This is a genomic window from Spirosoma sp. 209 (assembly GCF_002006735.1).
Taxonomy (GTDB): domain Bacteria; phylum Bacteroidota; class Bacteroidia; order Cytophagales; family Spirosomataceae; genus Spirosoma; species Spirosoma sordidisoli.
Map to the genome: position 1 here is coordinate 104162 of NZ_MVEC01000019.1, position 12736 is coordinate 116897.

The following is a 12736-nucleotide window of genomic DNA, read 5'->3' on the forward strand; positions in this document are numbered from 1 at the left end:
CGACGCGTGCGTTTTCGGGAACCGCCTGCCGTGTGGTATCTACGCCCGATCGGACAGGCGGGCCTGGCTACCAGTCAGTTGACGCGCCAGTCCGTATAGCACCAGTCCGAGCACCACCATTGACACGCCCCATTTCAGGTTGGTAAAGACCGAACAGAACGAGGCAACCGTGGCCGACGAGGCCGGGTAGGTCCAGAGCAGGTACACGATGCAGGCGTTCTCGAGCAGGTCGAACCCCATAATACCGAGCGGCAGCACGTTTACCCGCCGAAAGGGAGCGTAGGGCCGGTTCCGGAACAGCATCGACAGGATGATACAGAACAGAAACGTGTAGATGACTGGATACGCCAGGTCGGCGGTAAGCTCGCCCTGGGCGTAGATATCCCGGCCTTCGGGGCCGTATGCCGCTACCATCTGCCGGATGCGGTCGGGATCGTAGCCGGTAAGCAGATCAATCGGGCCGATGGGCCGACCGGCCAGCGTGTTCATGCGTTCTTCCAGGCTCTTGAACACATAGGCCGGAAAAGGTACGTACAGAACAACCGCCAGTAAGAGCGTTTTCCAGGACGCGATGCGGTAGAAAAAACGGGATAAGTTGTTAGTCATGAGGAAGATAGGGTTGTGGTCGGAAAGCTAGCGCTTTGTGGCCACACGTCCTAACAGCAGGGCTAGCCCCACAAATGCCAGCGCCCCCAGCAGCAGGTAGCCGCCTTCGCCCAGCACGCCCGTCAGCGCCGGTTCGAGCGTCAGGCCCGCCAGGCTGTTGAAGATGGTATCGTTGACCGACAGCAGCGCCACCGCCACCCCCGCCAGCGCGCCACCGGCCACCAGACCTGTAGCGAACAGATTCCCTTTGCCCAGATCGGGGTCTTCATCGACGGTGCCGCTGCGTTTGGCGTTCCAGTCGACAATAGCCTTGACCAGACCACCCGCAAAAATGGGCAGGGTTGTCGACAGGGGCAGGTACAAGCCCACGGCAAACGCCAGTGCGCTTACGCCCACCAGCTCGAACACAAAAGCGGTAAAGGCGCCCACCAGCACAAACTGCCAGTCGAGGTTGAACGACAGCAATCCTTTGATGAGCGTGGCCATGAGGGTACCCTGTGGAGCCGGAAACTTGTCGGAGCCGATTGCGTGGGTGATGCCCTGCGCAACCAGGTCGGGCGTGGGCGTATCGAGAATCTTTACGGTAGCGCCAACCACCAGCGACGAAACGATGACGCCGATAAACAGGGCCAGCTGCTGGTAGCGGGGAGTCGCGCCGACGAGGTAGCCGGTCTTCAGATCCTGCGAGGTAGCACCGGCATTGGCAGCCGCCACGCAGATCATACTACCCACAACCAGTACCGCCGGCTCGTACAGATTCCCCGTCAGGCCGAAGCCGATAAAGACGAGGGCCGTGCCCATGATGGTGGCAATGGTCATACCCGACACCGGCGACGACGACGACCCGATCAGACCTACAATCCGACTGGCTACGGTAACGAAGAAAAAGCCAAAGACAATCACCAGCACGGCAATGAGCAACTTCGTCAGCACCGAGTCGCCCGGAATCTGTGGCAGAACGACCATCAGCGCGATCAGTATTGCGCTGCCAATGATCACCACCCGAACGCTCAGGTCCTGCTCCGTGCGGGCCAGGGTAGTGGCCCGATTCGACGTCGTGCTGCCGCTACCCACCCCACTAAAGCTCTGGCGGAACGACGATACAATGGTTGGTATGGTTTTCAGCAGCGTCATGAACCCACCGGCCGTAACGGCGCCGGCACCGATCTGACGGATGTAGGCCCGGTAGATGGCAGCTGCTGTGTCGGAAAATGTGTGGGTCTGCGGATTCCAGCCGCCCGGTCCACCTGCCGTTTGCAGGTCGGTGAGGTACCCTAGTTTCTGAAGCTGTAGCGCAATGGTATCGCCCGGTACGACCGATGCCAGCAACGGAATCAGGCCGAGCCAGGCCAGAATGCCACCCCCAACCAGAACAGCCGAAATCCGAAAGCCAATGATATACCCAACCCCCAGGTACTCCGGCGTAATCTCACCGGCTACCTGTGCCGATGGAAAGTAGCGGTTCGTTTGTCGGGTGGCCCACACGGGTACTTCGGCAATAACGTGCAGCACCTTTTGCAGAAACGCATAGAGCAGTGCCACGCCCAGCCCCTGGTAAGCGGTTTTGGCAAAGTCGCCCCCGCGTTCGCCCGCCATCAGTACCGACGCGCAGGCCGTTCCTTCGGGGTAGGGTAGCGTGCCATGTTCCTGCACGATGAGCGATCGGCGCAGGGGAATCATCATCAGTACCCCCACCAGTCCGCCCAGAATCGACAGGGTTAGAATGGTCCAGTAGTTAAAAAAGTCGGTGCCGATGCCATCGGTCAGGAACAGAAAGCCCGGCATCGTGAAAACTACGCCGGAGGCAATACTTTCGCCGGCCGAACCCGTTGTTTGAATGATGTTATTTTCGAGGATGGTCGTGTTCAGAAACCGCCGGCCCAGCGAGATGGCAAGTACCGCAATTGGAATAGAGGCCGAGACCGACAACCCAGCTTTCAGCGACAGGTAAACAGTAGCGGCTCCGAACAGCACCCCGAATACGGAGCCGGTGATGATGGCTTTCAGGGTAAACTCGGCGGGCGATTCAGAAGCGGGAATGAAAGGTTTATGCGTAGGTTCAGTAAGCATAGATGAAGGGTTTAATCAGCCGTCAGCGCTGATGAGGCAACCGTAGTTGGGGCAGCGGCCCCGTTCAGCGAGCTGACCGTTGAGCAATGTAAAGCAAACCCCTTGACATTTTCTAACGAAATGACCAACTTTGTTCACACAAGCTCCACGCGGGAGTAGCTCAGTTGGTAGAGCGGCAGCTTCCCAAGCTGCAGGCCGTGGGTTCGAGACCCATTTCCCGCTCCTGTTTCTGAAAGGCCCTGTTCGTAACCGAATGGGGCTTTTTGTTTTCGTTGTTTTCGTAAACAATCGCCTTTTTCAATAGGTTAAGTCGGAAGAAACAGGTTCTCAACCCTGTTCGCTCAACGCTATGGAACGGAACACGAATCACACACAACGCTGGTGGCTGATGATTGGCCGGGGCGTTTTATATGTCCTCATCGGGGCAACTATGTTTTTCTTCGCCAGCTCGTACTCGGCCCAGTCGGGTCATATTCTGGGCGTGCTGGCCGTACTGGCCGGCGCTTGCCAGCTGGTTTTCTCGTTCTCGAATCAGCGCGATGAGAAAAATAACCTCTGGGGCATTCTACACGGCATTACCGACGTTGCCTTTGGGGTAGCGATCTTCGTTTTTTCGGAAGGTACCATCAAAGGATTTGTCGACGTGCTCGGCTTCTGGGCAATGATGTATGCGTTTCTGCAGGCCGTTCAGGCTATGTACTCGTTCCTGGCCGCACGCGGAGCCGGTACCGTTAGCGGAACCAGCCTGGTCCATTTCCTCAACGTGCTGACCGCCGGTGCCCTGGCCTTTACCTTGCTGCTGCGGCCCGCCGGATTCGATAATTCGCTCGGGTTTATCGGCGTCTTCCCGATCGTACTGGGCGCGTTGATTATTGTATTAACGCAGCAGATGCGGGCGCAGGTGGCGCAACGCTATCATTGACCGAACGCGCTGGAACAAGCGAGGGGGGCAGAAATCATTTTCTGCCCCCCTCGCTTGTTGTTTTTAGTCGACCAGACTCTGCTGCTGGCGTACCTGCTGGCCAATGGGTATATATTCGACCTCGCAGGGGTATCCGAACAGGCATTTGTCTTTGATGCGCTGGGCCACCCGGTCGGGTACCATGGACTCCCAGCCGTCTTCGCCCCGCTGAATCATTTCGAGTACGCTGTCGGTCGAGATGTGCAGATTCGCTTCGTTATAGTCGCGGATGTCTTCGATTTTATCGTTCCGAACCAGATACTGGTACAGCGGCTCCAGCGTAGGGGGCAGCTGAAAGTCGTTGCAGGTATAAACCGCGTCGTTTCGCAGGGTCGGGTAAACGAACAGCTTCACCTTCCGGCTGAAGAGGGTGGCGAAGCCTTCCAGGATACCGCCCGGCAAAAACTCGTAGTGCCCTTCTTCAAAGATGTATTCGAGGTTCGGGATACCGACCGTAAGCCCGATCTTGAGCCGGGTGAGCCGCGCCAGATACGCCACCAGCCGGTAGTATTCCAGGTAGTTGGAGATCATCACGGCCTGCCCCATCGAGCACAGAATGTCGACCCGGTCGAGGAAGTCTTTCTCGTCGATGCCCTGGTCGCTGGCTTTCAGGTTATGCAGGGTTAGCTCGGCCATCGACACGACCTTGCTTTCGTCGACGTCGGGTTCGGCTTTGAACTGTTTCAGCCCGTTTTCGATCATGTCGAGCTGAACGTTGGTGAGTGGCCGCAGCCGCCCGCGCATGACCAGGATGTGTTTCTTGTAAAGAGCCTCGGAAGGTTGCAGTACCTGCCCGTCGGGACCGAAGAGGGCCGCGTCGGTGAAGCCGTTTTTGACCAGATGCAGACTCATCAGCCGGTTGTCGACCTCCGCAAAGTCGGGCCCGCTGAACCGGATCATGTCGATCTGGATGCGTTCGGGCGCGAGGTCGTCCATGAGCGAGAGCACCAGCGTTTCGGGCGATTTGGCGTAGTAATAGCAGCCGTAAATCAGGTTGACCCCAATTACGCCCAGCGCCTGCTGCTGCAGCACGTTCTCGTTGTCGAGCATCCGGACGTGAATGATCACATCGTTGTAGCCCGACTGGGGCGTCAGCTGAAACCGGCAGCCAATCCAGCCGTGGGCGTCGTTGGTTTTCTGAAAGTTGAGAGCCGCCACGGTATTGGCAAAGGCAAAGAAAGTCGTATCGGGACCGCGTTTTTCGGCCAGGCGTTTTTCCAGCAGGCTGTATTCTTTATTGAGCATTTTCACCAGCCGCGATTCAACCACGTAGCGGCCGCTTTCTTCAACGCCGTAGATCGAGTCGCTGAAGGTCATATCATAGGCCGACATCGTCTTGGCGATGGTACCCGACGAGCCGCCCGCTTTAAAAAACATGGCCGCTGTTTCCTGACCGGCACCGATTTCGGCAAACGAGCCGTATATCTTCCGATCGAGGTTGACGCGTAATGCTTTCTGTTTCGTGCCTATATTCTTCTCGTACATGATGGTGGTGCTTATGTTGATAAAGATACGATGCAAAACTACAAAACCGAAGTCGCCCCTGAGGTCTCAACGCTTGTTATGGAATTGTTGTTTTGCAGCGTACCGCTCAGGCCGTACGGGTTTCTGGTAACCCGTACGGCCTGTTTCCCCATCAGCAGAACGCATCTTCTATGTGTTTGATTCGGACCTCGTTAGCGGCAATGGTGACGGCTATGATGTCGAACCGGACGTCGTAGGGCCAGTTTTGAGCGAAGATGTAGTGCTCGGCTGTTTTCATAACGAGCCGGGCTTTGGTGTAGTTGACAAACTCCTCCGGGTTACCGTAGCTGACATTGGTACGGGTCTTGACCTCCACGAATACCATCAGCTTGTCTTTGCGGGCAATCAGATCGATCTCGGCATGCTGGTGCCGGTAGTTGGTGGCTACAATCTGATAGCCGTTGTCCAGAAGATAGCGGGCGGCTTCGGCTTCGCCCTGTTTACCGGTTTCATTGTGCTGTGCCATGGGATAGGGGTTAGTTACGGGCGGGAAATCGAACGAAAGAGGCCGATTCTAGTGTTATTTGAGGAGGTGGAAGCAGACTTCCGCGTAAAAGAATGAATACACGCATCAATAAGCAAGTTGTCGTAGAAAATCTGGGACTGATTGATTATCAGGCTGCCTGGGACGAACAGGAGCGCCTGTTTGCGCAGATCGTGGCGCAGAAAGTGCAGAACCGCGAACGCCCCGATACGGAGCAGGTGTCCACGCCCAACTACCTCTTGTTTTGCGAACACCCCCATGTCTATACGTTGGGAACGAGCGGAAGTATCGATAATCTGCTGGTCGATGAAGAGCGGCTGGCAGCTGACTACGGCGCTACGTTCTTTAAAATCCGGCGCGGGGGCGACATTACCTACCACGGCCCCGGCCAGCTGGTTGGTTACCCTATTCTGGATTTAGCCAACTTTTTTACGGACATTCACCGCTATATGCGGTTGCTGGAAGAAAGCATCATCCGGACGCTGGCCGATTACGGATTGCGGGCGGGCCGGGTAGAAGGGGTAGGCGCCGACCGGCTTACGGGCGTCTGGCTCGACTACGACGGGGGCCCACGGCCGCGAAAAATCTGCGCCATGGGGGTAAAAGCCAGCCGCTGGGTAACGATGCACGGATTTGCGTTGAACGTCAATACAGATTTGTCGTATTTTGGCCATATTGTCCCCTGTGGCATCAGCGATAAGGCCGTAACCTCGCTGGCCGCCGAACTGGGGCATACCGTACCGCTCAACGAAGTGGCCGGTCGGGTGAAACAGCACCTGGCCGATTTATTTGAGATGGAGTTGATTCAACAGGAAAAAACGCAGCCGAACGAAACGGTAACCGCCGTTTCCGGCCCGTTGTGAGGCATGTACCCGCACCGGCTGGCTGTGTTCAGGAAACCAGGTAATGAAAAAAGATATTAATTTTTTGCCCGTTGAGGGCGTACAGATTGTGATTGCCCGCAAAGAGAACATAGCCGGCGGGTATGACTGGCAGGTTTTTTTAATCAACCAGAACGACGTGCCGATCCGGACGGTTTTCGTAACCTCCAAAGGATACGGGCTCAAAGACGATGAGGAGCAGAAAACCTCTACTCTGCGGCACTTCTTCGTGGAGGTACAGCCCGGTGCGCACGAAGTCGTTGAAACCATCATGCCCGATGTGTTTCATCTGAACAATGAATATTGGGTGAGTTACTACATTGATAATCAGATATTCGATAAGAAATTCATCTTTGTTCCCGATAGCATCGTTGAGGATAACCTCGTTACGGTGCCAGCCCTGGGGCTGGAGGGAATCCTGCACGAATGATGGCCAGCCTGCTGCGGTGGGCACGATGACCCGACAACCCTGAACCCCGATGCCGCAAGCCGTCTCCTGGAAACGCCGACTCAAAAACGTTTTATTCATCGATCTGAAAACCGTGGCGGGCGAGCCATCGCTGCTGGCGGTCGATCCGCGTCTGCAACGGCAGTGGGAAGAAAAAAGCCGCCATTTCCGGGCCGAAGATGAATTGTCGGCAGCGGGCTGGTACGACCGGCGGGCGGCTTTCTACGCCGAGTTCGGCAAGATTATCTGCATCGGTGTGGGCGGTCTTTTTTTCAACGATGCCGATCAGCCCAACCTGAAAGTCAAACTGCTCAGCAACGACGATGAGCGAACCATTCTGAACGAGTTTCTGACCATCGTAAACCGATACCCACCCGGCGAACTGGTGCTCTGCGCGCATAATGGCAAGGAGTTTGACTTCCCCTACCTGTGCCGGCGACTGATGGTGAACGGGTTGCCGCTGCCGCCTGCTTTGCAGATTGCCGGCAAGAAGCCCTGGGAAATACCGCACCGCGATACCCTGGAGCAATGGCAGTTTGGCGATAAACGGCATTTCGTACCGCTCGACCTGCTGGCGGCTGTGCTGGACGTACCCGGCCGACCGCTCGAATGGATGGGCGACCGCACCAGCGAAGTCTACTACCGCGAACACGACTGGCCCCGGATCGAACAGTATGCCCGCGATTCGGTGGTCATGCTCGTACAGGTTTATCTGCGCATGGTGGGTGCCCCGCTCGTGGCCGACGAGCATATTGTAAATAGTGACTGACATCAGCCACCAGAAGAGAAGAACGCAGGGCGACCGGCCGTTTCTGTACCGGCTTAAAACCAATGCGTTCGCTCTGTGTTTAACTAGTTAAGCTCGCCCTTCAGGCAGAGCATATTACATGAGAAACGGAAAACCAAAACAAAATAAATACACCCGGCCCGACCGCGGTGACAACACGAAACCACGTGCCCGCGAGCGAGGTTCGGAACAAAGCAAAGCCCGGCCTATTCAACAGGCCGACAGCTTTCTGGACGAGATGAAAAACGACCTGATGGCGTTTTTCCAGATTAACGATCAGCAGTCGTTTACGCAGGAGCAGGTGCTCGAGCATTTCGACATCGGCGACCGGCGGATGAAACTCATTCTGCACGGCCTCATCGGCGAACTGACCGACGAGGGCGCCATTGTTCGCCAGCCCGATAACACCTACCGGGCCGATGCCGACGCCAACGTTGTAGAAGGCGTAGTCGACCATGTTAACTCGCGGTTTGCGTTCGTCATTGCCGAGTCGCCAACGGGCGGCCGGGGCGATCGCGACGATGATATCTGGGTATCGACCGATGACCTGAACGGCGCCGTCGATGGTGACCGGGTTCGGGTGGTTCGCTTCGCCGATTCGCGCAACGGATCGGGCGGGCGCTCGCGCCGGCGGATCGAAGGCAAAGTGGTCAGTATAGTCGAGCGTGGCCGTACCGAGCTGGTTGGTCGTATCGACGTATGGCCCACCTACGGCTTTGTCGTTCCCGACAGCAAGAAGATCTACGACGACATTTTTATCCCGAAAGAAAAACTGGGCGGGGCCAGTGATGGCGAAAAAGTCATTGTCCGGCTCACCAAATTTCCCGATCCGGGCAGTAGCAAACAGCGGTTCGAGGGCGAGGTCGTCACGGTGCTGGGCGTGGCGGGGCAGAACAACACCGAAATGCACGCCATCCTGGCGGAGTTCGGGCTGCCGATTCATTTCCCGGCCGATGTGGAGCAGGAGGCCGAAGCCATTCCGACCAAAATCCTAAAGAAAGACCTGACCAAACGGCGCGACATGCGCGAGGTGACAACGTTCACCATCGACCCGGTCGATGCCAAAGATTTTGACGATGCGCTGTCGGTGCAGATCCTGGACAACGGACATTACGAAATCGGCGTACACATTGCCGACGTAACCCACTACGTGCGGCCCGGTTCGAAGCTCGAAGAAGAAGCGTTCAAGCGCGCAACGTCGGTCTACCTCGTGGACCGGGTGGTGCCTATGCTGCCCGAAAAGCTGTCTAACGGCCTGTGTTCGCTCCGGCCCAACGAAGACAAGCTGACGTTCTCGGCGGTATTCGAGCTTACGCCCGATGCCCATATTGTAAAAGAGTGGTTTGGCCGTACCGTTATCCACTCGAACCGGCGGTTTAGTTACGAAGAAGCGCAGGACATCCTGAACAACAGCAACGGCGATTACCTGGCCGAGCTGCAGCTGCTCAACGAGCTGGCCTACAAGCTGCGGGCCGAACGTTTCAGACGGGGCGCCATCAACTTCGAAACGGTAGAGGTTCGCTTCAAACTGGATGAGAACGGCGTACCACTGTCGGTATATCCGAAACTGCGGCAGGATACCAACAAACTCATTGAGGAGTTCATGCTGCTGGCCAACAAACGGGTAGCCGAGTTTGTCCACTCGCTGAACAAAAAAGGCGATGAGAACACCATGGTCTACCGCGTACACGAAGGCCCCGATGAAGATAAACTCCGGCAGTTTGCGGACTTTGCCGGTCGGCTGGGCTTCAAACTGAAAGTAGACGAAGAGCACCTCTCGAACTCCATGAATCAGTTCATGGCCAGTATCGAAGGCAAACCCGAAGCCAGTATGCTATCGCAGCTGGCGGTGCGGACCATGTCGAAAGCGCGCTATAGTACCGAAGATCTGGGCCACTTCGGTCTGGCTTTCCGGCGGTATTCGCACTTCACGTCGCCGATCCGGCGCTACCCCGACATGATGGCCCACCGGTTGCTGCAACACTACCTCGACAAAGGCAAACCGGTTGAGCGCGACACGCTCGAAGACCAGTGTAAACATGCCTCGGCCCGCGAAAAAATGGCGTCGGATGCCGAACGGGCCAGCATCAAATACAAGCAGGTCGAGTTCATGAGCCGGATGGAGCCGGACCGGACGTTTGCGGGCGTGATCTCGGGCGTTACCGAGTTCGGCATCTTCGTCGAGATCACCGAGAACAACTGCGAAGGGCTGGTGCGGATGCAGGACCTGAGCGACGATTTCTACGATTTCGACAAGGAGAACTACCGGATCGTTGGCCAGCGGAACAAGAAAATATACACCTTCGGCGATGCGGTAGAGGTACGGGTTAAAGAAACCAACCTGGCCCGCCGGAGTATGGATTTCGTACTCGTTGGCGACAACGCCAGCCGGGCCACCGGTGGTAAAACATCGGGTCGGCGCTCCGACAGCAAACGGGACTCGGACGGTCGGTCGTCGGCTTCTTCGTCCCGGCGCAGTAGTTCGGGTCGCAGCGACGCGCCGGCGGCCAAAGGCCAGAACCGGCGGGGCGGTCGCGGACGGCGGTAAGGCAGGCTGATACTTTTTATCCCGGTTAGCGCAGGCTGACCGGGCTTTTCATGTAAAGCGCAATCAAAATGGATGAATTCATGCAGGAGGCCATTAACCAGGCCCGCAAAAGTCTGAACGAAGGCGGTATTCCAATCGGGTCGGCGCTGGTTAAGAATGGCTCATTGGTAGCCTCAGGGCATAACAAACGGGTGCAGGAAGACAACCCCATTCTGCACGGCGAAATGGACTGCCTCAACAACGCCGGTCGGGTGGGGCCGTTTCGCGATACGGTAATTTACTCGACCCTGATGCCATGCTACATGTGTGCCGGAACGATCGTGCAGTTCAAGATTCCCAAAGTGATCGTGGGCGAGTCGCGGACGTTTGCCGGCGCGCGCGCCTTCATGGAGGAGCATGGCGTTGAAGTCGTTGACCTCGATCTGCCCGAATGTGTGCAGATGATGGAGCAGTTCATTGCCGACAAGCCCACGCTCTGGAACGAAGACATCGGCGAGCTGTAGCGGTTACTTCACCGGCATCGTGCGTCATACGAAGGATTTTTACTTCCGTACCGCGCGCGTATGTTCCGACTGTTTTGTGGCCTGGTGTTGTTTCTGGAGCTGACTATTTCGCTGAACTGCCGGGCTCAGAAGTCCCGTTACTGGGAAGATAAGCCCGGCAGCTGGCAGATCAGTGCGGGGCTGGGCGCTACCCGCTATGCCGGTGACCTGAACGAATCGGGTAATCTGGCTCACCTGCGGCTGGGCGCTGCCATCAACGGAGCCATTACCTACCGACTGTCGTACCGGCTGTCGCTACGGGCCGAAGGGCAGATCTACTACATCTACGGAAGCCAGAAAGACACGCGTAATTTTTATAATAACCTGTCTTTTTTCAGCCTTAACCCCGACATCTGGGCGGGTGTTCAGCTGGATCTCTGGCCGATCGATCATCCTACGATGGGCCATGCACCCTACGCGCTGTTGGGAGCGGGGCTTACCTACATGCGGCCCCGAACGACTTTCGAAGGCAAATCGTATGGTCTGGCCGAGCTACGAACCGAAGGCGTCAGCTACAATCTGTTTCCGCCAATCATTCGCTACGGGATGGGTATGCCGGTGTACAGCAACAACCGAATCCGGTTTCAAATAGAGGGTACTTATACGCATGTGCTGAGCGACTATCTGGACGATGTCAGTACGGTTTACGTGGATCGAACTACCCTGACGCCACTGGCTGCGGTGCTGGCCGACCGGCGGGCCGAGATCGGATGGCCGCTGAATCGGCCCGGCGAGCAGCGTGGAAACAGCACCAGAAACGACGGATACTGGGTGGTTTCGGGCCGGGTTGTCTACGTACTTTCGACCCCACTCTATCAAAACTACCGGCAAAAGTTTGGACGGTGACCCCGCCCGCCCAGCGGTTAGGCTTTTGGGGGCTTTTGCCTTATTTTTGGCCCAAAACCCATTTGCATGAGTCCCGCTGCTTTCATTGACGCGATCCAACAAGAACTTCAACGCACTCAATACGGTCAGTACCCGCCCGAACTTTACGACCCTATCCGCTATATCATGAGCCTGGGTGGCAAACGGATGCGGCCTTTGCTTACGCTGATGGGAGCTTATCTGTTCACTGACGACTGGCAGAAGGCCGTTCGGCCAGCGCTGGGAGTAGAGGTGTTCCATAACTTCACCCTGATGCACGACGACATTATGGACCAGGCTCCCATTCGGCGGGGCCAGCCAACCGTGCATGAGAAATGGAACCATAATATCGCTATTCTGTCGGGCGATGTGATGCTCGTCAACGCCTATGAACTGCTGCTGCACGTAGATGCCGATAAAATAAAGGCGGTGCTGAGCCGGTTCAACCGCACGGCCGCCGAGGTGTGCGAAGGCCAGCAGATGGATATGAATTTCGAGACCCGCTGGGATGTGACCGAAGCCGAATACATCGATATGATCCGGCTCAAGACCTCGGTGTTGCTGGGCTATGCGCTGGAGCTGGGCGGCCTCATTGCCGGCGCTGACTCCGAATCGAACCAGCATCTCTACGAAGGGGGCGTCAACATCGGTATCGGGTTTCAGCTCAAAGACGATCTGCTCGATGTCTACGGCGATCCAGCCAAGTTTGGCAAGCAGGTCGGGGGCGATATCATTGCCAATAAGAAAACGTTTCTGCTCATCGAAGCCCTGGAGCAGGCGCAGGGCGACGTCCGCGATGAACTCACCAGCTGGTTGACCCGAACCCGTTTCGACAAGGCTGAGAAGGTACAGGCCGTCACGGCGATTTATGACAAACTGGGTATTCGGGAGATTACGGAAACCCGAATCAACACCTATTTTGAGCGCGGTTTCACCAATTTCGAGCAGATCAACGCCGACCCCGCCCGTAAATCGTTATTAAGTCAGTTTGCGCGGCAGTTGGTCGAACGCGAAAGTTAAC

Annotated in this window: 12 protein-coding genes and 1 tRNA gene; 9 read left to right on the forward strand and 4 right to left on the reverse strand. The window is 56.7% G+C overall.

Annotated features, from left to right (window positions below; genetic code table 11):
- Nucleotides 1–39: 39 nt before the first annotated feature.
- On the reverse strand, nucleotides 40–606 hold the full coding sequence (locus B1C80_RS23675; protein WP_077923697.1) for a hypothetical protein: 567 nt from the start codon (nucleotides 604–606) through the stop codon (nucleotides 40–42).
- A gap of 27 nt (nucleotides 607–633) precedes the next feature.
- A complete protein-coding gene (locus B1C80_RS23680) occupies nucleotides 634–2676 on the reverse strand; it encodes an OPT family oligopeptide transporter (protein WP_077923698.1) in 2043 nt (680 codons plus the stop codon).
- A 149-nt stretch (nucleotides 2677–2825) separates the two neighbouring features.
- On the opposite strand from B1C80_RS23680, the gene B1C80_RS23685 reads away from it, so the two are divergent.
- Both B1C80_RS23685 and B1C80_RS23690 read left to right on the forward strand, forming a co-directional pair.
- Nucleotides 2826–2898, forward strand: a tRNA-Gly gene (locus B1C80_RS23685).
- Between the two features lie 127 nt (nucleotides 2899–3025).
- On the forward strand, nucleotides 3026–3598 hold the full coding sequence (locus B1C80_RS23690) for a DUF308 domain-containing protein (RefSeq protein WP_236648905.1): 573 nt from the start codon (nucleotides 3026–3028) through the stop codon (nucleotides 3596–3598).
- Between the two features lie 63 nt (nucleotides 3599–3661).
- On the opposite strand, the gene B1C80_RS23695 is transcribed toward B1C80_RS23690, so the two are convergent.
- Both B1C80_RS23695 and B1C80_RS23700 read right to left on the reverse strand, forming a co-directional pair.
- Nucleotides 3662–5122 (reverse strand): nicotinate-nucleotide adenylyltransferase, encoded by a 1461-nt coding sequence (locus B1C80_RS23695; RefSeq protein WP_077923699.1) that lies wholly within the window; start codon nucleotides 5120–5122, stop codon nucleotides 3662–3664.
- Nucleotides 5123–5273: 151 nt separating this feature from the next.
- Nucleotides 5274–5627: a YraN family protein gene (locus B1C80_RS23700; RefSeq protein ID WP_077923700.1), complete on the reverse strand. Its 354-nt coding sequence runs from the start codon at nucleotides 5625–5627 to the stop codon at nucleotides 5274–5276.
- 92 nt (nucleotides 5628–5719) lie between these two features.
- Between B1C80_RS23700 and lipB the strand changes: the two genes are divergently transcribed.
- From lipB to B1C80_RS23735, 7 genes are all read left to right on the forward strand, one after another.
- Nucleotides 5720–6508 carry a lipoyl(octanoyl) transferase LipB gene (lipB, locus tag B1C80_RS23705; RefSeq protein WP_077923701.1) on the forward strand — a complete coding sequence of 263 codons (789 nt, stop codon included), beginning with the start codon at nucleotides 5720–5722 and terminating at the stop codon, nucleotides 6506–6508.
- Between the two features lie 43 nt (nucleotides 6509–6551).
- On the forward strand, nucleotides 6552–6956 hold the full coding sequence (locus B1C80_RS23710; protein ID WP_077923702.1) for a hypothetical protein: 405 nt from the start codon (nucleotides 6552–6554) through the stop codon (nucleotides 6954–6956).
- Between the two features lie 49 nt (nucleotides 6957–7005).
- A complete protein-coding gene (locus B1C80_RS23715) occupies nucleotides 7006–7743 on the forward strand; it encodes a 3'-5' exonuclease (RefSeq protein WP_077923703.1) in 738 nt (245 codons plus the stop codon).
- Nucleotides 7744–7861: 118 nt separating this feature from the next.
- Nucleotides 7862–10309: a ribonuclease R gene (gene rnr / locus B1C80_RS23720; RefSeq protein ID WP_077923704.1), complete on the forward strand. Its 2448-nt coding sequence runs from the start codon at nucleotides 7862–7864 to the stop codon at nucleotides 10307–10309.
- Nucleotides 10310–10377: 68 nt separating this feature from the next.
- The gene (locus tag B1C80_RS23725) at nucleotides 10378–10812 is read left to right on the forward strand and encodes a nucleoside deaminase (protein WP_077923705.1); all 435 of its coding nucleotides are present in this window, start codon (nucleotides 10378–10380) and stop codon (nucleotides 10810–10812) included.
- A gap of 60 nt (nucleotides 10813–10872) precedes the next feature.
- Nucleotides 10873–11697, forward strand: a complete 825-nt coding sequence (locus B1C80_RS23730; protein ID WP_077923706.1) for a hypothetical protein — start codon at nucleotides 10873–10875, stop codon at nucleotides 11695–11697.
- A 66-nt stretch (nucleotides 11698–11763) separates the two neighbouring features.
- Nucleotides 11764–12735, forward strand: a complete 972-nt coding sequence (locus B1C80_RS23735) for a polyprenyl synthetase family protein (protein ID WP_077923707.1) — start codon at nucleotides 11764–11766, stop codon at nucleotides 12733–12735.
- Nucleotide 12736 lies beyond the last annotated feature (1 nt).